19 protein-coding genes and 2 pseudogenes are annotated in these 18612 nt (G+C 65.6%); 6 read left to right on the top strand and 15 right to left on the bottom strand.

Features of this window, described 5'->3' with window-relative positions; all coding sequences use genetic code 11:
- From WBB07_RS23480 to WBB07_RS23445, 8 genes and pseudogenes are all read right to left on the bottom strand, one after another.
- Positions 1 to 141: pseudogene (locus WBB07_RS23480) on the bottom strand (exopolyphosphatase); the annotation flags it as partial.
- On the bottom strand, positions 142 to 1272 hold the full coding sequence (locus WBB07_RS23475) for a glycosyltransferase family 4 protein (RefSeq protein ID WP_526311071.1): 1131 nt from the start codon (positions 1270 to 1272) through the stop codon (positions 142 to 144). It lies immediately after the preceding pseudogene.
- On the bottom strand, positions 1272 to 2228 hold the full coding sequence (locus tag WBB07_RS23470; protein ID WP_526311069.1) for a phosphatidylinositol mannoside acyltransferase: 957 nt from the start codon (positions 2226 to 2228) through the stop codon (positions 1272 to 1274). The genes WBB07_RS23475 and WBB07_RS23470 overlap by 1 nt, the downstream gene beginning before the upstream one ends.
- Positions 2228 to 2908 carry a phosphatidylinositol phosphate synthase gene (gene pgsA, locus WBB07_RS23465; protein ID WP_526311067.1) on the bottom strand — a complete coding sequence of 227 codons (681 nt, stop codon included), beginning with the start codon at positions 2906 to 2908 and terminating at the stop codon, positions 2228 to 2230. Before pgsA ends, WBB07_RS23470 begins: the two co-directional genes overlap by 1 nt.
- On the bottom strand, positions 2905 to 3504 hold the full coding sequence (locus tag WBB07_RS23460; RefSeq protein WP_526311065.1) for an ATP adenylyltransferase: 600 nt from the start codon (positions 3502 to 3504) through the stop codon (positions 2905 to 2907). Before WBB07_RS23460 ends, pgsA begins: the two co-directional genes overlap by 4 nt.
- Positions 3505 to 3514: 10 nt before the next feature.
- Positions 3515 to 5581 carry a threonine--tRNA ligase gene (gene thrS / locus WBB07_RS23455; protein ID WP_526311063.1) on the bottom strand — a complete coding sequence of 689 codons (2067 nt, stop codon included), beginning with the start codon at positions 5579 to 5581 and terminating at the stop codon, positions 3515 to 3517.
- Between the two features lie 74 nt (positions 5582 to 5655).
- Complete coding sequence (locus tag WBB07_RS23450) at positions 5656 to 6081, bottom strand: TIGR02611 family protein (RefSeq protein WP_526311061.1); 426 nt, start codon at positions 6079 to 6081, stop codon at positions 5656 to 5658.
- Complete coding sequence (locus WBB07_RS23445) at positions 6078 to 6698, bottom strand: PaaI family thioesterase (RefSeq protein ID WP_526311075.1); 621 nt, start codon at positions 6696 to 6698, stop codon at positions 6078 to 6080. Before WBB07_RS23445 ends, WBB07_RS23450 begins: the two co-directional genes overlap by 4 nt.
- A 123-nt stretch (positions 6699 to 6821) precedes the next feature.
- On the opposite strand from WBB07_RS23445, the gene WBB07_RS23440 reads away from it, so the two are divergent.
- The gene (locus tag WBB07_RS23440) at positions 6822 to 7325 is read left to right on the top strand and encodes a DUF1990 domain-containing protein (protein ID WP_526311059.1); all 504 of its coding nucleotides are present in this window, start codon (positions 6822 to 6824) and stop codon (positions 7323 to 7325) included.
- Here WBB07_RS23440 and WBB07_RS23435 read toward each other — a convergent pair.
- Together WBB07_RS23435 and WBB07_RS23430 are read right to left on the bottom strand one after the other, a co-directional pair.
- Positions 7307 to 8392, bottom strand: a complete 1086-nt coding sequence (locus WBB07_RS23435; RefSeq protein ID WP_526311057.1) for a hypothetical protein — start codon at positions 8390 to 8392, stop codon at positions 7307 to 7309. The two genes, WBB07_RS23440 and WBB07_RS23435, sit on opposite strands and share 19 nt — an antisense overlap.
- Positions 8393 to 8422: 30 nt before the next feature.
- Positions 8423 to 9286: a cyclopropane mycolic acid synthase family methyltransferase gene (locus WBB07_RS23430; protein ID WP_526311073.1), complete on the bottom strand. Its 864-nt coding sequence runs from the start codon at positions 9284 to 9286 to the stop codon at positions 8423 to 8425.
- A 229-nt stretch (positions 9287 to 9515) separates the two neighbouring features.
- On the opposite strand from WBB07_RS23430, the gene WBB07_RS23425 reads away from it, so the two are divergent.
- Entirely contained in the window at positions 9516 to 10496 is a 981-nt protein-coding gene (locus WBB07_RS23425; RefSeq protein ID WP_526311055.1) for a helix-turn-helix transcriptional regulator, read from the top strand.
- Here the strand turns inward: WBB07_RS23425 and WBB07_RS23420 are convergent, their stop codons facing one another.
- Positions 10497 to 12749, bottom strand: coding sequence for a molybdopterin-dependent oxidoreductase (locus WBB07_RS23420; RefSeq protein ID WP_526311053.1), 2253 nt, complete (start codon positions 12747 to 12749; stop codon positions 10497 to 10499). It abuts the gene before it with no gap.
- A gap of 45 nt (positions 12750 to 12794) precedes the next feature.
- Positions 12795 to 13406, bottom strand: coding sequence for a TetR/AcrR family transcriptional regulator (locus WBB07_RS23415; protein ID WP_526311051.1), 612 nt, complete (start codon positions 13404 to 13406; stop codon positions 12795 to 12797).
- 60 nt (positions 13407 to 13466) lie between these two features.
- On the opposite strand from WBB07_RS23415, the gene WBB07_RS23410 reads away from it, so the two are divergent.
- The 3 genes and pseudogenes from WBB07_RS23410 to WBB07_RS23400 all read left to right on the top strand — a co-directional run.
- A complete protein-coding gene (locus WBB07_RS23410) occupies positions 13467 to 14249 on the top strand; it encodes an SDR family oxidoreductase (protein WP_526311049.1) in 783 nt (260 codons plus the stop codon).
- Between the two features lie 53 nt (positions 14250 to 14302).
- Positions 14303 to 14515, top strand: coding sequence for a hypothetical protein (locus WBB07_RS23405; RefSeq protein ID WP_526311047.1), 213 nt, complete (start codon positions 14303 to 14305; stop codon positions 14513 to 14515).
- A gap of 70 nt (positions 14516 to 14585) precedes the next feature.
- Positions 14586 to 14837, top strand: a pseudogene (locus WBB07_RS23400) (hemerythrin domain-containing protein); the annotation flags it as partial.
- On the opposite strand, the gene WBB07_RS23395 reads toward WBB07_RS23400, so the two are convergent.
- From WBB07_RS23395 to WBB07_RS23385, 3 genes are all read right to left on the bottom strand, one after another.
- Positions 14834 to 15082, bottom strand: coding sequence for a three-helix bundle dimerization domain-containing protein (locus tag WBB07_RS23395; RefSeq protein ID WP_526311045.1), 249 nt, complete (start codon positions 15080 to 15082; stop codon positions 14834 to 14836). The pseudogene WBB07_RS23400 and the gene WBB07_RS23395 sit on opposite strands and share 4 nt — an antisense overlap.
- Positions 15083 to 15277: 195 nt before the next feature.
- Positions 15278 to 16621, bottom strand: a complete 1344-nt coding sequence (locus WBB07_RS23390) for a PP2C family protein-serine/threonine phosphatase (RefSeq protein ID WP_526311043.1) — start codon at positions 16619 to 16621, stop codon at positions 15278 to 15280.
- A 107-nt stretch (positions 16622 to 16728) separates the two neighbouring features.
- Positions 16729 to 17154 (bottom strand): ATP-binding protein, encoded by a 426-nt coding sequence (locus tag WBB07_RS23385; RefSeq protein WP_526311041.1) that lies wholly within the window; start codon positions 17152 to 17154, stop codon positions 16729 to 16731.
- A 185-nt stretch (positions 17155 to 17339) separates the two neighbouring features.
- On the opposite strand from WBB07_RS23385, the gene WBB07_RS23380 reads away from it, so the two are divergent.
- Entirely contained in the window at positions 17340 to 18572 is a 1233-nt protein-coding gene (locus WBB07_RS23380; protein ID WP_526311039.1) for a cytochrome P450, read from the top strand.
- Positions 18573 to 18612: the final 40 nt, after the last annotated feature.

Below are 18612 nucleotides of genomic sequence, written 5' to 3'. Positions count from 1 at the left end.
GCCCAGCGCCGCGTCGAGCGCCTGCCAGGACAGGTCGTACCGGACATGGAGCCGGTCGAGCCGATTGGCGGTCTGGTAGGCCCATCCTCCGGCAAGCGCCAAGACGAGTACCACAACAACCGCGATGACCAGCCACTCCATCTAGCCGGCCACCTGAACTCTGATCCCGGAACCGGCCACCGTCTCATACACCCGCATGATCTGTCCGGCGACCACCGACCAGTCGTACCGCTGGACCGCTTCGGCGGCGGCCTCGATGTACCGGTGCCGCAGCGAGTCGTCGGACAGCACCTCGATCAGCGCATCGGCCATCGCTTCCGAATCATCCACCGGGACCAGCCTTCCGGAGCTGCCGTCGGACAACACCCGCCGGAAAGCATCGAGATCGCTGGCCACCACCGCGGTGCGGGCTGCCATGGCCTCCACCAATACGATGCCGAAACTCTCGCCGCCGGTGTGCGGAGCGCAGTACACGTCGACGCTGCGTAGCGCCGACGCCTTCTCCTCATCGTCGACTTGGCCGAGGAAACGCAGATGCGATGCGAGATCGCCTGCCTGTGAGCGCAATTCGTCCTCATCACCGCGTCCGACGATGAGGACTTCGATATCGGGGAACCGGGCCACCAGGGTGGGCAGGGCGGCCAGCAACACCGACATGCCTTTGCGTGGTTCGTCGTAGCGCCCCAGGAACAACACCGATTTCCCCGGTTTCGGATAGCCGGGCAGCGGCGCCGCCGAGGCGAACTGTGCCACCTCGACACCGTTGGGGATCTCGACGGCGTCCGAGCCCAGCGCCTCCATCTGCCACCGTCGAGCCAGATCCGAGACCGCGATGCGGCCGACGATCTTCTCGTGCGCCGGCTTCAGGATTCCCTGGAACACGCTGAGCGTCAACGACTTCGTGGTCGACGTGTGAAAGGTGGCGACGATCGGCCCTTCGGCCGCCTGCAGCGCCAGCATCGACAAACTCGGGGCGTTCGGCTCATGCAGGTGCAGCACGTCGAACTCACCCTTGACCAGCCACTTCTTCACCATGCGGTGAGCTGCGGGCCCAAATCGCAGTCGGGCCACCGAGCCGTTGTACGGGATCGGAATGGCCTTGCCGCCGGAGACGACGTAGTCGGGCAGCCAGGTCTGGGCCTCGGGCGATGCCGGGGCGAGCACACTGACGTCGTGGCCGCGTTCACGCATCACCTTGGCCAGTTGCAGCACGTGGGACTGCACGCCGCCCGGCACATCGAACGAGTACGGGCACACCATGCCGATGCGCATCAGGACTCCAGCCGCGCCCGGCGTTCCACGGACAGATCGGCAAGCCATTGCGGCTGCATCATGTGCCAGTCCTCGGGGTGGGCGGCGATGTTCTCGGCGAACCGGTCGGCCAGCGCCTGCGTGATGGCGTCGACGTCGCCGGAGCTGGTGTCGAGGGCGTCGAACACCTGCACCACACAGTCGTCACCGTCGTAGTACACGTGCGCCGGGTGTAGCGGTGCGCCGGTGGCGATGGCCAGCTTGGCCGAGCCTGCCGGCATCCGGGTCTTCTCTCCGAAGAAGTCCACCTCGACCCCGTTGCGGGTGAGGTCACGTTCGGCCATCAGGCAGACGAACACGTTGTCGCGCAACCGTTCGGAGAGCACCTCGATGGGTGGGCGCTGACCGCCGGAGAGCGGGAAGACCTCAAAACCCAGACTCTCCCGGTACGCCACGAACCGGTGGAACAGTGACTCGGGTTTGAGACGTTCGGCGACGGTGGCGAAGGTACCGAACTTCTGCGCCAGCCATACCCCGGCCATGTCCCAGTTACCGCTGTGCGGCAATGCCAGCACCCCACCGCGACCGGCGTCATGCGCGGCCTGCAGATTGTCGGCGCCGATGAACACCGCATCCAGACGTGCCGCCACGGCCGGCAGGTCCATCGACGGCAGCCGGAACGCCTCCCGCCAGTACCGAGCGTATGAGGCCAGCGATGCCTCCATCAGTGATGCCGGCACCGCCTCCGGCGCCACCCCGAGCACCCGCGCCAGGTTCTTACGGAGCTGCTCGGGTCCGCCGCCGCGGGCGGCGTACCGGGCGCCGGCGTCGAAGGTGCTGCGCGCAACCGCTTCCGGCAGCGCCCGCACCAACCGCCACCCCGCGGCATAGCCCCAGTCGGTGAACTGCTCGCCGGTGGGCAGCCGGAGCCCCGGGAACTTGGCGGTGTTCCGGTCGCTCACCGGTGGTGTCGACATCAGTTTCCGCTCGCTTCAGGATTGTCCGGCGTTGCCTCGGAACCCGCGCTCTGATGCGGCAGCGGATCCATGGCTCCCGGCGAACAGCGGACCCGATGGATCCGCTGGGCGACGGTGACCAGGCTGGCCACCGCCAGGCACCACATGGCCACATGCAGCAGCAGTGGCACCCCGAACAGGCCGGACAGGCCGGCACCGTTGAGGACGATGAGCAACCGTTCCGGGCGCTCGATGAGCCCGCCGCCACCGTCGAGGCCGCTGGCCTCCGCTCTGGCCTTGATGTAGGAGATCACCTGCGAGGTGACCAGGCAGATCAACGTCGCCACCACCAGAGACGCACTCTGCATGCCGAACGCCGCCCACCAGAGCAGGCCACAGAACACCGCACCGTCGGCGATCCGGTCGCAGGTGGCGTCGAGCACCGATCCGAATCGAGAGCCGTATCCGCGTTCCCGCGCCATCGCCCCGTCGAGCATGTCGGCGAGGACAAAAACCGCCACCGTGAAGCCGCCCCACCACAGCTGACCGATGGGGAACAAGGTCAGCGCGGCGATCACACTTCCCGCCGTACCGATGATGGTGATGCTGTCGGGGGTGAATCCGGCCCGCAACGCCAGCTTGGCCACCGGCCGCGACAACTTGGCGTACGCGGCGCGAGACGTCAGATAGAAGCCACTCATGACGGCCCGCCCTGACGGCTCCATTCGGCAGCCAGCAGTTCCCGGGTGTCGCGCAGCAGCTGCGGGATCACCTTGGTGTCGCCGATGACGGTGATGAAGTTCGCGTCCCCGCCCCAGCGCGGCACCACGTGCATGTGCAGATGCTCGGCCAGCGACCCGCCGGCCGAGGCTCCCAGGTTGAGCCCGACGTTGAAGCCATGCGGCTGCGACACCGTCTTGATGACCCGAATCGCCTTCTGCGCGAAGGCCATCAGTTCACTGCTCTCCGCTGTCGTCAACTCTTCGAGCTCGGCGACCCGACGGTAGGGCACCACCATCAAGTGACCCGGGTTGTACGGATAGAGGTTGAGGACGGCGTAGACGAGCTCGCCGCGGGCGATGATCAGACCCTCTTCGTCGGTCATCTCCGGGATGTCGGTGAAGGGCTGCTCGGATTTGGCGGACCCCGAAGACCCGCTGCCGTCGCCCTTCTTCATGGGCGACTCGGTGATGTAGCTCATCCGGTGTGGCGTCCACAGCCGCTGCAGATGGTCGCGTTCACCGGTACCGATATCAACGAGGACCTCAGGTGCCTCGCCCCCCGATTCCCCACTCACGGTGTTGCTCTCACGTTGCGCTACCTGCTTCGCCGAGCGCGTCGACGGATTCCGCGGTCGGCGCGTCGTTGCGCCGATCAGAGATCCACCGCACGATCGTGGCGATCGCTTCGGCCCTGGGCACCCCGTTGATCTGGGTGCGGTCACCGAACCGGAAGCTGACGGCACCCGCCTCGACGTCCCGGTCACCTGCGAGCAGCATGAACGGCACCTTCTGGTTGGTCTGGTTGACGATCTTCTTCGCCATCCGGTCGTCGCTGGCGTCCACCTCGGCCCGCACCCCGAGCGCTTTGAGTTCGGCGACAACCTCTTTCAGGTAGTCGACATGGGCGTCGGCAACCGGGATCCCCACCACCTGCACCGGCGCCAGCCACGCCGGGAACGCTCCGGCGTAGTGCTCGGTGAGCACTCCGAAGAACCGCTCGATGGAACCGAACAAGGCCCGGTGGATCAGGACCGGCCGCTGCCGGCTGCCGTCGGCGGCGGTGTACTCCAGCTCGAAGCGGTCGGGCATGTTGAAGTCGAGCTGGATGGTCGACATCTGCCAGTTCCGGCCCAGCGCATCCTTGACCTGCACCGAGATCTTCGGGCCATAGAACGCGGCGCCGCCCGGATCCGGCACCAGGTGCAGTCCGGAGGCCTCGGCGACTTCGCGCAGTGTCTCGGTGGCCTCGTCCCACATCTCGTCGGAGCCGACGGACTTCTCCGGGTTCTTGGTGGACAGTTCGAGGTAGAAGTCGTCGAGGCCGTAGTCACTGAGCAGGTCGAGCACAAACTGCAGCAGCGACGTCAGCTCGTCGCGCATCTGCTCACGGGTGGTGTAGATGTGCGCGTCGTCCTGGGTCATCCCGCGGACCCGGGTCAGGCCGTGCACCACGCCGGATTTCTCGTAGCGATACACCGAACCGAATTCGAAGAGCCGCAACGGCAGTTCGCGGTACGAGCGGCCCCGGGAGCGGTAGATCAGGTGGTGCATGGGGCAGTTCATCGGTTTGAGGTAGTAGTCCTGCCCCGGTTTGCGCACGGTGCCGTCGGGGTTGAGCTCGGCATCGATGTGCATCGGGGGGAACATGCCGTCGGCGTACCACTCGAGGTGGCCGGAGGTGATGTAGAGCTGCTCTTTGGTGATGTGCGGGGTGTTGACGAACTCGTAGTCGGCGGCGGCGTGCTTGCGGCGCGAGTAATCCTCGAGTTCGCGGCGCACCACACCACCCTTGGGGTGGAAAACGGGCAGGCCGGAGCCGAGTTCATCCGGGAAGCTGAAGAGGTCCAGCTCCACGCCCAGCTTGCGGTGGTCACGACGCTGCGCCTCCTCGATCAACTCGAGGTGCCGGTCGAGGGCCTCCTGGGATTCCCAGGCGGTGCCGTAGATCCGCTGCAGGCTGGCGTTGTTCTGATCGCCGCGCCAGTACGCGGCCGAGCTACGGGTGAGCTTGAACGCCGGGATGTACTTGGTGGTGGGGATGTGCGGGCCGCGGCAGAGGTCACCCCAAATGCGTTCCCGGGTACGCGGATTGAGGTTGTCGTAAGCGGTCAGCTCATCGCCGCCGACTTCCATGATGTCGGCGTCGCCGGACTTGTCGTCGACCAGTTCGAGCTTGAACGGCTCACCGGCCAGCTCGGCGCGCGCCTCGTCCTTGGACTCGTAGACCCGACGGGCAAACAGCTGACCGTCCTTGACGATCTTCTGCATCCGCTTTTCGAGCTTCTCCAGATCCTCGGGCGTGAACGGCTCGGGCACATCGAAGTCGTAGTAGAAGCCGTCGGTGATCGGCGGGCCGATGCCCAGCTTGGCGTCGGGGAACAGATCCTGCACCGCCTGGGCCAGTACGTGCGCACACGAATGCCGCAGGACACTTCGCCCGTCCTCGGTGTTGGCGGCCACCGGAGTGACTTCGACATCGGCCTCCGGCACCCAGGACAGGTCGCGCAGTTTCCCCTCGGCGTCGGCCACCACGACGATCGCGTCGGGTTCGCCCCGGCTGGGCAATCCGGCCTCGCGCACCGCCGCGCCGGCCGTAGTCCCGGCCGGGACCCGGAGGAGGTCGGCTGAGGCTTGCTGTGCGGGGGCGCTCATGGGTTGTTCTCCACTCGTGCAGGGGACGAATTGGTCGCGACCATGCTATCGGTGTTCGGCTACCGGGTTTGACCTCAGGACCCCAGGCCGATCGGGCTTTGCAGCCACGGCCAGTCGATCCCGACCAGTCCGGCCATCCAACCGACCGCACCCAGCAACCACGTGGTCGCCAGCACCACCGCGCAGGTGAACACCACGCCGAGCACCTTGACCCACAGACCTTGTTTGCCGAACCACGCCATCACCGTGTCATATCGGTGCCTCACATAGACCAGGGCGCGGCGGGCGAACTCGAATTCGGTGGCCAAGATGCCCAGCCCGAGGAAGACGATGGCCCAGCCGGGACCGGGGTACGGGATGGCGATGATCCCGACGATCAGGACCAGACCGCCGACCACACCTACGGCGATGCGGTAGCCGAGGTCCAGTGCGGAGCGGTCCCGGAGCTGATCCCGCCAGCTGGCCCACTTGTCCGGGATCTTCTTCAGGGTCTGTTTCACGGCTGCCCCGGCTTGAGTCGGACAAACAGGGCGTGCGCTTCGGCGACCACGTCGTCACCGTCGCGCAGCGCCGCTTCGACAAAGATCTTGCGGCCCTCGTCGCCGGTGATGCCGGCATCGACGGTGAGCGTGTGTTCGACGGGCACGATCCTGCGGTAGTCGACATGCAGGTAGGCCGTTCGCTGGTACAGGCTGCCGGTGAGGACCGCGGTGGAGTAGCCGAGCACCGAATCGAACGCCAAGGCCAGTGCGCCGCCGTGGACGGCGCCATTGCGGCCGAGATGGAACCGGGCGAACCGCAGGGTGCCGTGCACGCGGCCGTCGGCCCCTTTGGCCAGGTCCATCGGAACCGAGAGGATGTTGCCCCGGTTCGGCAGATCCAGCCGCCGCCCGGAGGGCGAGGCCCATTCGTCGGCGTCGTACGGGGCCAGCAGCGCCGCCGCCTTCTCCAACAGTCCGGCCGCCTCGGTGATCACCTCGTCGGGTGCGTCGGCGGCGCGTGCGTGATCTTGCAGTGCCCGCACCGCGGCGACGAATCGCCCGTAGTCGGGTCCCCCCTTGGTGGTCGGTTCAGGCGGGTTGAAACCGCCGCCCGGATGTGTGCTCGCCACCGTCACACCGTATCCGGACGGACCAGCCACCGGCCTACCGGCGGACGATACGGTGGACGGCTACCTACCCTGCTGCGGTCCCGATCGCGGGAAACAGCAGGTGCGCAGAGAAGAGAGAGGGTGGCGACGGTGAAGCTTGCTGACCTGTCGGATCTGCCGCTGACTTATCGCGAGGTGGGGGCGACGGCGTCGGGGACGGACCTGCCTGCCGGCTACCGCCACCTGGCGGTGTCGAGGTGTATCGGCACCGGCCGCGACCGCTTCGAACAGGCCGCCGCGGCGGTGCTGCGCTACGGCATGTTGCGCGGCGCGGGAGTGTCGGTGACCGCCAGCACCGACGTGGCCGAGGTGGGGTCGCTGGTCTTGGGAGAGTTCGGTCCCTTTGCCGCACCGTGCCGGGTGGTCTATGTGATCGACGAACCGAATCGGCGCGGCTTTGCCTACGGCACGCTTCCCGGGCATCCGGTGAGCGGTGAGGAGCGGTTTGCGGTGCGCTACGACCCGGCCGACAACACGGTGCATTCGGAGGTCTCGGCTTTTTCCCGGCCCAACACCTGGTGGGCGACCATTGCCACACCCGGGCTGCGGCTGGTTCAGCAGATCGTCACCAGGCGCTATCTGGCCGCGGTCTGAACGCTGCTCACCGACCGCGCCGCCTGAGCGCGCGCCGCCACATCCAGCTGGTAGGTGAGCACCGCCAAGGTGAACAACCCGACGGCCATATTGGCCAGCGCCCCGAACCCGTTGGTGGCGAAGTCGACAAGCGCATTGAGGAACGTGAACACCAGTGCGGCGTTGCGCAGCCAGCGCAACGGCCACACCGCAGCCCGGTCCCGCCGCCGGCCGATCATCGCCGGCAGGGCAAATCCTGCTGTCAGGCAGGCGTTTGCCAGCAGGATGATCGAAGCCGCCGACGTGGGTTCCAGCCCGGCATCGGCATCGTCTCCGACGTAGAGGTAGCTGCCGAACGCAAGGTCGAGCACCGCGAAGAGCACGCTGCTGACGGCGCCGATCACCATCAGCCAGCCGAGGACGGTGACCCAACGCGGGCTCCGGAAGAATCCCGGGACCAGGGTGGGCAGCCAGCGCTGGAAGCGGTAGAGCCGATCCGAGGCCGTGTCCGCCGAGACGAGCAGTGCCCGAACCTGTTCGACATTCTGGGCGGGGGCACCGCCCTGGAGTGCCGCGTCGGCGAGCCGCAGCCCGATCGCCCGGCGATGATCGGGCAGCCCCCGCGCCAGGCCTTCGGTGGCGATCGCCGACGCCGAGGCCAGGCACTCGCGGTCGGTCAGCGGCCGCATGTCACGCACCACCCGGGCTGTGACCAGGATGAGCACCACCAGGATGTACATGATCTCGGCAGACGGGCCGTAGAAGTAGTCGTTGGTCTTGGTGACGAACTTGCCGACCTCGTCGAGGAACAGGCCGAAACCGATACCGCCGAGCAGCACCGCGGTGACCCGGGCCCCGAACCCCAGCGTCATCCAGCCGATCAGCAGCGCGATCATCATGAGTGCGCCACCCCACAGCGCATGCGCGATGTGCAGTTCGCCGCCACCGATCTGCGGATAGCCGGTCATCTCGAGATAGCCCCGGGTCAGCAGGATGGTGGCGACCGCGATCAGGACAAACGCTTCGGCGGCGCCGGCACCGGTGGCGTCGCGGGTAACCGGCCCCCGGCGCGAACGTGTCGAATTCATGCCGGGATTAGATCAGAACGACACCCGCAGCTATGTCCCCTTGACCAGGGTGAACTGACAGACGTCGGTGTTGCCGTTGCGGAAGAGGTCCGCGCAGCCGGTCAGATACCGCAGGTAGCGGTCGTAAACGGCCTCCGACTGGATCGCGATGGCCTGGTCCCGGCGCGCCTGCAGCGCCTGGGCCCACAGGTCCAGCGTCCTGGCGTAGTGGGGGCGCAGCGACTGCACCCGGTTGCACCGGAATCCTGCTGCGGCTGAATACTTTTCGACGTCCTGGGCCGACGGAAGCCGGCCGCCCGGAAAGATCTCGTCCATGATGAACTTGATGAACTTGAGCAAGGACATCGTGACCTTGATGTTCTTGAACTCTTCCGCGGAGCACACCGTGATGGTGTGCAACATCATCACCCCGCCGGCGGGCAGCACGCGGTGGGCAAAGCCGAAGAAATCGTCGTAGCGTTCCCGGCCGAAGTGCTCGAACGCACCGATCGACACGATCCGGTCGACGGGCTCGTCGAATTGCTCCCAGCCTCCCAACAACACTCGCTTGGATCGCGGGCTGTCCGATGTCGCGAACCGGCGCTGCACCGCGGCGGCCTGGTTGCGGCTCAAGGTCAAACCGACGACGTTGACGTCGTAGGACTCCACTGCCCGCAGCATCGTGGCACCCCAGCCGCAGCCGACGTCGAGCAACGTCATTCCCGGGCGCAAGTCCAGCTTGGACAGCGAGAGGTCGATCTTGGCCAGCTGCGCCTCGTGCAGGGACATGTCATCCCGGGCGAAGTAGGCGCAACTGTAGGTCCGGGTGGGGTCCAGGAACAGATCGAAGAATCTGTCGGACAGGTCGTAGTGGGCCTGTACATCATCGAAATACGGTTCGAGTTCGTGCTGCATGGTGTTGCTCTTCTTCAAGTTCGCCTGCTCTTCAGAGTGCCCCGACACCATCGTTGACATCGGCCACCGAATACCCGCCGTTACGGAAACAAATCTGACGTCGACGTAACATTTGCGACCGTCAATTTGGCCATCTCCGCAGGTGACCGGTGTCCGGCGTAGGCTGGATACACAGAGTCACAACACTGCACGCAGGCCGCCAATGCTGCAGAGATCGAGACTGCATCGGATGGTCGCACATCATGTCCCGGACGCCGTTGAGCGTCTGGAGATCAACACCAGCGACCGGACGGCGATGGCCGACTTCCTCACCTCGGCCTACGGCACCACAGTGCGAGTCGACAAGTCCGATGACAACACGGCACCCAGGATGCACTACCGACACGCCAGGACCTCAACACGACGGTTCGCGATGGAACGCATCGTGCAACGGGGCGCACTGCGCACCCGGATGACCGGCATGACATCGACGACGATTCACCTGCCCCGCGCGGGCCGGCTCGAATGTTCGGCCCGGGGACACAACATCGTCGCCGAAACAGATTCGGTCACTTTGGTGCAGGGTGACAACGGCTGGTCGAGCACCCGCTTGACCGATGCGTCGCTGACGTCGATGACACTGGACCCCACCTTGCTCACCGAGGCGGCCATGGCCGATCCTGGCGCCATCGTGCATTTCATCGGCCACCATCCCGTCAGTAGCGTGACGGCGCGCATGTTCACCGACACCGCCCGATTCCTCAACACGGTGGTGTTGGCGGAGGCCGCCACGGCGACGCCACTGATCATCGGCGCGGCGGGCCGACTGCTGGCCAGCGCCGTGTTGGCCGCCTTCCCCAATACGGCAACATCCGAGGTCACGGTGCCCCGCACCACCGGCGGAGTCAGACCCGCATCTCTGGATGCCGCCATCGACTTCATTCGCGACAACGCCCACCGCGATATCGGGGTCTCCGATATCGCCGCCGCCGTCTACCTCACCCCACGTGCCGTGCAATACATGTTTCGCAGGCACCTGGCGACCACCCCCATCGGCTACCTGAAACAGGTGCGGCTTGCCCGCGCCCACAACGAACTGCTTGCCGCAGCACGCAACTCGGTGACCGTCGCAGCGACGGCCGCGAAGTGGGGATTTGCCCACACCGGCCGCTTCGCCGCCGCATACCGGCTGACCTTCGGCGAGTCCCCGCACGAAACCCTGCGACGGTGACTACGGCGCCGGCCGACCGGTCGCTTCGATCCGCGCCGGTACATGTTTGTGCCACGGCGTCCCGGCGTAGGCGTCCCGCCATTCGGTGGAGGTCAACCCATTCGGCGCCACCCCGGGCACCTGCGTGTTGCCGTGCTCGTCACCGAAATCGAGTCCGTATCCGTTGGGAAGTGCGGCATGGCCGGGTTGCATGGCTGGGCTGACCTCCACGACAGCTTCCGCCGAGCCGGCTGCGGTGCTGATCCGGACCCGCTCTCCGGGCACCAGACCCAGCCTCTCGGCGTCCAGCTCGCTCACCCGTAGAGCACCTTCGGTGTCTCGTTTACGCCAAGCCGGGTCGCGCAGGATGTCATTGGCGGTGTAGGCCCGCCGCTCCCCCGCCGAGAGCACGATCGGGAACTCGGGTGTGGTCAGGGCCACCGGAGTCGTTGGCAGAGACCGCATCTCCTCGAGCATCTCCGGGATCGGCAACACGATCCGGTGGTCGTCGTGTGTGACCAGCGACCAGTCGTCGGCGTAGTCGTGCACGGTGAACGTCACCCCTGAGCGTTCCCGCAGGATGGCGTCGAACAAGGCGTTGCCGTCGGCGTGACCGGCCCGACACACCGCTTCGGGATAGGTCCACGCCGCCTTCTGCGCCAGCCCCCACAACGCGGCGGCGCCGGCCATGCCGTCGGGCAGTGTCGGGCCCAGCGTCTCGTAGAGCACATACGGCGCAGTCTTGGCCAGTATCGCAACGCTGGACACCGCCGTCAGGAACGCCTGTGCGTAGGACTCCCGCCCCTGCTCGGCGGCCTGACGCAGCGGCTCCAGGTCGGCGTCGTCGACCACGCCGAGGGCACGGACCAACCTGGCCCAGATCTCGGGTTCGGGCAGCGTCCCCGCTGCCGGTGGAAACAAGGGATGGCGCAGATGAAAGGTATTGCAGGGGAATTCGAGGTTGAAGAACGTCGCCTCGGGTTTCTCGAACTGACTGGAAGCAGGTAGCACGTAGTCGGCCAGCCGTGCGGTCTCGGTCATCGCGACGTCGATGACAACAACAAGTTCCAGCGCATTCAGCGCCGCCCGCACGGTCGCGGAGTCTGCCACCGAGTGCGCCGGATTGCTGCTTTCGACGATCATCGCCCGGAACCGGTCCGGGTGATCGGTGAGGATCTCCTGGGGCACCACATTGCTGGGCACCAGCCCGGCGATCACGGGCGCGCCGGTCACCGGGGTCCGCCCCACTCCCCCGGAGCCGAACAGCGGCGCGAAGCTCGAATGCAGATGCTGCGAACCTCTTTTGGCAAAGTTTCCGGTGAGTATCCACAGCAACTTGTTCAGGTAGGAACACAATGTGCTGTTCGGGGCTTGCTGGATCCCGAGATCCTCGAACACCGACACACTGGCCGCGGCCGCGATCCGGCGGGCGGCCGCGCGCAACAGCGACTCCGGCACCCCGCACGCCGTCGCATACTCGGCCACCGGCACCTCCCGGAGGACATCGCGGACCACGTCGGCGCCGTGCACATGCTCAGCGAGAAACGTTTCGTCACAGAGATTCTCCTGCACCAGGATTGCGGCGAGCGCCGCCAGACACCACGCATCCGTACCGGGACGCACCCGCAGATGGAAGTCGGCCATGGCCGCGGTGTCGGTGACCACCGGATCGATGACGATCATCGACCGGGCCGGATCCTTGGCGATTTCGTTGAGCACCACCCGGGCTCGCGGGAAACTCTGCGACATCCACGGGTTCTTGCCCACAAAAACGCTGACCTCGGCATGTTCGAACTCGCCGCGGGTGTGCCCGCCGTAGAGTTGCGCGTCCACCCAGTGTTCGCCGGTCTTCTCCTGCGCCAGAGCATTCGAACGATAGCGGGCGCCCAGAGCTTTGAGGAAAGCGCCGCTGTAGGCACCGCCGAGGTGATTACCCTGCCCGCCCCCGCCGTAGTAGAACACCTTGTCGCCACCGTGTTCGTCACGGATTCGCCGGAAACCGGCGGCGATCTCGGCAATGGCGGTGTCCCAGTCGATCTCGTCGTATCCACCGTCGGGCCGCCGGCGCATCGGTGACGTCAACCGATTCCGATTGTTCTGATAATGGTCCAGCCGCAGCGCCTTGTTGCAGGTGTAGCCCTGGCTACCGGGGTGCGCCTTGTCGCCCCGGATCCGGGCCAGCGTGCGCCCTTCGGTCTGCACGACGATGCCGCAGTTACATTCACACAAGATGCACGCGGTGGATTGCCAGATTTCGGTATTCGCAGCCGACATGAGACACCTCTCGGGCGCTAGACGTTCCGGTCTAGACTAGGCAGTCTAGCGCGCTGCCGTCAACGGAACCGGCTCGATCAGACTGCCGACACTGGCCCGGACCGCCTCCAACGCGGTCGCGTCCCGCGTCGACAGCGCGATCACAAACGCCCCCTGGACCAGCGCCAGCACCGTGTGCGCAAGATCGCCGGCAGCCCGGTCCGTCCGGATCTCCCCGGCACGCTGCCCTTGTGCCAACATCACCGTCAGCATGTCGTGCCAGGCGTCGATCGAGTGCGTCAGCTGCTTCCGGAAGATCTCCGAACCGGCAGCTAGCTCCGTGGAGAACTTTCCGGCGAGGCATCCGCGCTGAAATCCCGAGGCGACGAACAACTCCACCAGCGTGGCGAAGTACCGGTCGAGCTTGGCGGTGACACTGCCCCACTCCATCCCGGAGGCCTCGGCCAGCAGATCGAGTTGCATCGTCATGTAGCGCTCGAGAACCGCCAGCCCGAACGCTTCTTTCGATCCGAAGTGATGATAGAAGGACCCCTTGGGCACCCCGGCCGCCTCCAACACGGCATCAACTGTCGTGCCGCGAAAACCGTTGGCGTAGAACAGTTTCATACCTTGCCGTAGCAGCTGCTCTTTGTGCGTTACCGAAGATCGAGGTGCCATAACGACACAATTCTAGACCGCCTGGTCTAGATTTCCGGATATCCCGATCGAGGAGGCCCCTTGTTCCCCGACCTGTTCTCCGTCACCGGAAAGACCGCGCTGATCACCGGCGGCACCAGTGGAATCGGATTGATGATCGCCGAAGGCTATTTGCGCGCCGGCGCCCGGGTGTACATCTCGTCGCGAAAAGCCGAAGGTTGCCGCCGAGCCCAGGAATACCTGTCCGACTTCGGCGAAGTGCATGCCATCGCGGCCGACATCAGCAAAGAAGAACAGTGCCGCGAACTGATCGACGGCGTCACTGCCCGCGAATCGGCGCTACACATCCTGGTGAACAACGCCGGAGCAACCTGGGGCGCACCGTTCGACGAGTTTCCCGGAGTCGCCTTCGACAAAGTGCTCACGCTCAACGTGAAGGCCCCATTCCTGCTCACCCAGCTGGCCCGGCCGTTGCTGGAGGCGGCCTCGGTTGCCGATGATCCGGCCCGGGTGATCAACATCGGCTCGATCGACGGCCTCGTGGTCCCCCGGCTCGGCACGTTCTCCTATTCGGCGTCCAAGGCCGCACTCCATCAACTCACCCGGCACCTGGCGCTGGAATTGGCGCCTACAGTGCTGTGCAACGCCATAGCGCCGGGGCCGTTTCCGTCGAAAATGATGGCAGCAACCATGGCTGCTGCCGGTGACCGAATGGCTGCGGGAACACCGGTCGGACGTGTCGGTCGCCTCGAGGATGTGGCCGGCGCCGCCATCTATCTGGCGTCGCGCGCGACCAATTTCATGACCGGAGCGATACTTGCGCTGGACGGGGGATTGAGCACCACCGCTGGTGTCAATCTGTGACGAACTGGCCAGTAACTACCGCTTTTAGCCCAATTGGGTATTTAATTGCGTTCATGAATGTGGGCGATTTCGAAGTCGGCACCGCGGTCCGCACGACCGATGACGCACGCATGACCGGTCAGATCGTGGATGACTTCGGTGATCTCGCTGGTGTCGAGGTGGTAGTCGACGCTCAGCAGACGGCCAAGTCGCGGCGCTGGGCGGTTGCACTCGACGACGGCCGCATGGTGTTCCTGAACGACGACGGCATCGAGCGGATCAGCTAGATCCCGATCACGCCGGAGACCTCTGGCGTTGTGCCTTGCCCATCCACGGGTACGGATCCCGGTGGGCGCACTCGGTGCGCCGGATGCGGTCGCCCAGGAAAGGTCCTTCACCGCCCTGCGAACCCTGCTGGCCGTCCATGAGACGGCCGAGGAGATGATGGTGCATCTGCGCGTCCGCCGGAAGCTCACCGCCGCGGTGCAGGCCGCCGAGCGGATTGCCCCGACCCATCCGCACCCCGGAGTGGAATCTGCCGTCGCCAACTTCGCCGTCGGGCCGTTTGCCGCAGTGCTCGACCGGGCCCGTGACGCTCCGACCCGCTAGCTGGCCAAACTTTCGGGGCCTGCGAGTGCAGAGCTGCCGCCCTCGACCAGGCCGGCCCGGACAAGTTCCGCCCGGGCACGTCGTTCCACCAGCAACGGAATGAAGTCGCGGATCGGGCTGGCGGCGAAATGAGCGCTCGCAGCGCTTACTTCAGCCCGGATCCGCTCTGCGGGCACGCCGGCAAAAATGCCCGTCAGCCGTTCCACCACTTGCACCAGCGCTGCCTGTTCACTCAAGTCAGCCATCCTGTGAGTTTGTCGGCCCGTCCACCGGCGGTCAATCAAATGTTCACATTCGCGCCATTTTCTTAGAGAGTTGAGCGTCAATATCGGTGCAGTTCAACCAGATCCGAAAACGGCACGATGAGACAAGTGGGACGACGTCTCGATAGATGTCGGCCTCGATAGATGCCGGCCTCGAAGAGACACTGACCGAATCGATCAGGCGGGTGGTGCGCCGATCGCCAGCAACGCCACATCGTCGTCTGGTTTGAGCTCGGGGACCAGACGGGCCAGTTCGGCGATCAGGCCCGCGGCACCGCCGTCGGCGTGGCCCAACACAAAGTCGGCAAGTGCGCCCTCGTCGAATGGCGTTGCCCCGCGCCGAGCCTCGATGATGCCGTCGGTGTACAACAGCAGTGTCGACCCGGGACGCAGCTGGGTTGTACAGGATTCGAATCTCGCGTCGGCCACCGCACCGACCAGCATTCCCCCCTTGGAGCGCACCGGCTGCACGGTGCCTTCGACCGGCGTGACCAGCAACCCTGGCGGATGACCGCCGGTGGCAACGGAAACCAGGAAACCTCCGGTCTCGGCGTCGGGTTCGAGGGTTCCGTAGAGCAGCGTGCAGAACCGGCGCGGCCGCATCTCCCGCAGCAGCACCTCGTTCAGTTCGACGAGGGCCTCGGTCGGATCGTGGTAGTGCAGGGCGGCCGCGCGCAGGGTGTAACGGATCAGAGAGGTCGCAACGGCGGCCCCGACACCGTGGCCCTCCACATCGCCGATGAAAAACGCCCACCGTCCGTCACCGAGGGCAAACACGTCGTAGAAATCGCCACCGATATCGCGCGGGGACGCCGGGTGGTAGTGGGCTGCCAGCGTCAAACCGGGGATGCTCGGCAACATCGGCGGCAGCAGAGTCTGCTGCAGCACTGTCGCGTACTCCTCGATCACATCCCGTTCCTGCTCGGCGAGATCGCGGTCCCGGCGCGCATCATCGCGCAACAACCGCTCCCCTTGCAGCGCGGTGATCGAGCTCAGCTGCCACTCCAGCTGCTCCATCACGATCCTGGCCAGCTCGTCGAGCATGGCCAGCTCATTGCCCGAAGCGGTGCGCTCCCGCGAATCCATCACCGTCACCGTGCCCAGCCGATAGCCGTCGGGGGTGGTGATGGGCGCGCACGCGTAAAACCGAATTTCGTGTTGGAGGACAAACGGGTTCTGTGCGGTCCGGGGATCCTCCAGGGCGTTGGATGCCAACTGGGGAATCTGGTCGGTGATCACCGCCGCGCACAAGCCCTCGGCACGCCCGACTTGTTTCAGCTCCTGATCGAACCCGTGCACCGCCATGAACCAGATCCGGTCCCGGTCGACGATCGACACCTTCGCCATGGGCGCCGAGCACATCCGGGCGGCCAACGCCGCGATACGTTCGAAGACCCGGTCCGGCGGCAACTCCAGTATGCGGTAGCGGCGGACTGCCCGCATCCGCGCTTCTTCTATGTCGACGTCATCATTTGACGCGGTTCTGTCGATACTGATCGCTTCATCCAGGTTCGAAGTCACGCCCGATGAGCCATGCCGCCCGCCGAGCACCAACGCGCTGATTTTGCCAGGTTGGGTGGTGGACGCGAAACGCAGACGGTCCGACAGACCTACAGATCAGCAATCCGTCACTGTTTGCAGTAGTGCAGCCGCACAATGGTGCCGCTCGGGCGAGCTTCGATGACACACCGATCGGCAAGTGCGCGCATCAGCGCGATACCTCGACCCCGGTTCTGTGGGGCCGAGGTGCTCGGCGCTCCGTGCCAGGCGCCACGGTCGGAGACAGACACGCTGACAGCGGCGATCGCGCGATCATAAACAGCGTGCATTCGCATGGCGCCACCCCGGTTGCGGTGCTGGTAGGCGTGATCGACACAGTTGACCAAGGCCTCGTACACGCTGAGGATGATGTCGTTACGGAGCCCGGGCGTCACCCGCACCACCTGCCGCAACCACCCGTTGAGATCGTCACGCAACGCCGACGCGGTGACCGCGTCGGCGGGACCGGCACGCAACAACTGTTCCGGGGCAGACGACTGCGCTGAAGAAGCCATACCGCAGACATACCCAGTCGATCAGCGTTTGCACGTCACATCCGAAAGTGCCGCGTGCCCTTCAAATCTCCCGCGCATCGTGCCAGGTCGCTGACTCGCTCACACATGAGCGAATCATCTGATAGACAAGTGTCCAGCACCGGACGGGGTACCCCGTGGCCACCTCTCGTCACCCAGGGAGAACGATGACGGCTCCGCTGACCCAGATCGACTTCACCGACCTGGACAACTTCGCGTCCGGCTTCCCCCATGACCTGTTTGCGCTGCACCGTCGCGAAGCACCCGTCTACTGGCACCAACCGAGCGAACACACCCCCGATGGGGAGGGATTCTGGTCGGTCGCCACTCACGCCGAGACGCTGACCGTGCTCCGCGACCCGCAGACCTTTTCGTCGGTGACCGGCGGCACCCGACCCTACGGCGGCACCCTCCTACAAGACCTGCCGGTCGCCGGCCAAGTTCTCAACATGATGGACGATCCACGGCACGCCGCCATCCGTCGCCTGGTGAGCTCCGGGTTGACCCCGCGCATGATCAAGCGTGTCGAGGACGATCTACGCACCCGCGCCCGGAGGCTGCTCGACACTGTCTCCCCGGCCGAGCCGTTCGACTTCCTGGTCGACATCGCCGCCGAACTTCCCATGCAGATGATCTGCATTCTGTTGGGAGTGCCGGAGTCCGAACGGCATTGGCTGTTCCAAGCCATCGAGCCGCAGTTCGACTTCGGCGGTTCCCGTAAAGCCGACGTCGGTCACCTCTCCGGCGAGGATGCCGCCTCACGCATGTACACCTATGGCCAGGAGCTGATCGCGGCCAAACGCGCCGACCCCACCGACGACATGCTGTCCGTGGTCGCCAACGCATCGGCCGCCGACGGCGGCGACGGACTGTCCGATCTGGAGCTCTACCTGTTCTTCAGTCTGCTGTTCAGTGCGGGTGCCGAAACAACTCGTAATTCAGTGGCCGGCGGGATGCTGGCGCTGATCGAACACCCGCACCAGATGGACATGTTGCGCGCCGACCTCGACCTGCTGCCCACCGCCATCGAGGAGATCGTTCGCTGGACCTCAGCTTCTCCCTCCAAGCGCCGAACTGCCACCTGTGCCACCGAACTCGGCGGCCACGACATCGAAGCGGGACAAAAAGTACAGATCTGGGAGGGTTCGGCCAACCGGGATGAAACAGTGTTCGCCGACGCCAACTGCTTTGACGTGACCCGTAAACCCAACCCGCATCTCGGGTTCGGCCACGGCGTTCACTACTGCCTCGGCGCGAACCTGGCCCGCCTCGAACTACGGGTGCTGTTCGAAGAGCTGCTCGACAGGTTCGGATCGGTACAGCTGGTCAAGCCGGTCGAATGGACTCGCAGCAACCGCCACACCGGCATCCGACACCTGGTTGTCGAGGTCCGGCGGTAGCGCAGACCCCTGACAGCACCGCAATGAGGATCCGCCGCTA

The sequence above is a fragment of the Mycobacterium sp. genome, from assembly GCF_049647605.1.
Taxonomy (GTDB): Bacteria; Actinomycetota; Actinomycetes; order Mycobacteriales; family Mycobacteriaceae; genus Mycobacterium.
Note: the sequence above shows the minus strand (reverse complement) of the source record. Positions and strands in the feature narration are given on the sequence as shown.

Excerpts from the sequence above, each read along its gene's own strand:
- WBB07_RS23475 (WP_526311071.1), bottom strand. The coding sequence starts at position 1,272 with ATGCGCATCGGCATGGTGTGCCCGTACTCGTTCGATGTGCCGGGCGGC.
- WBB07_RS23470 (WP_526311069.1), bottom strand. The coding sequence starts at position 2,228 with ATGTCGACACCACCGGTGAGCGACCGGAACACCGCCAAGTTCCCGGGG.
- pgsA (WP_526311067.1), bottom strand. The coding sequence starts at position 2,908 with ATGAGTGGCTTCTATCTGACGTCTCGCGCCGCGTACGCCAAGTTGTCG.
- thrS (WP_526311063.1), bottom strand. The coding sequence starts at position 5,581 with ATGAGCGCCCCCGCACAGCAAGCCTCAGCCGACCTCCTCCGGGTCCCG.
- WBB07_RS23435 (WP_526311057.1), bottom strand. The coding sequence starts at position 8,392 with ATGAATTCGACACGTTCGCGCCGGGGGCCGGTTACCCGCGACGCCACC.
- WBB07_RS23430 (WP_526311073.1), bottom strand. The coding sequence starts at position 9,286 with ATGCAGCACGAACTCGAACCGTATTTCGATGATGTACAGGCCCACTAC.
- WBB07_RS23425 (WP_526311055.1), top strand. The coding sequence starts at position 9,516 with ATGGTCGCACATCATGTCCCGGACGCCGTTGAGCGTCTGGAGATCAAC.
- WBB07_RS23420 (WP_526311053.1), bottom strand. The coding sequence starts at position 12,749 with ATGTCGGCTGCGAATACCGAAATCTGGCAATCCACCGCGTGCATCTTG.
- WBB07_RS23415 (WP_526311051.1), bottom strand. The coding sequence starts at position 13,406 with ATGGCACCTCGATCTTCGGTAACGCACAAAGAGCAGCTGCTACGGCAA.
- WBB07_RS23405 (WP_526311047.1), top strand. The coding sequence starts at position 14,303 with ATGAATGTGGGCGATTTCGAAGTCGGCACCGCGGTCCGCACGACCGAT.
- WBB07_RS23395 (WP_526311045.1), bottom strand. The coding sequence starts at position 15,082 with ATGGCTGACTTGAGTGAACAGGCAGCGCTGGTGCAAGTGGTGGAACGG.
- WBB07_RS23385 (WP_526311041.1), bottom strand. The coding sequence starts at position 17,154 with ATGGCTTCTTCAGCGCAGTCGTCTGCCCCGGAACAGTTGTTGCGTGCC.
- WBB07_RS23380 (WP_526311039.1), top strand. The coding sequence starts at position 17,340 with ATGACGGCTCCGCTGACCCAGATCGACTTCACCGACCTGGACAACTTC.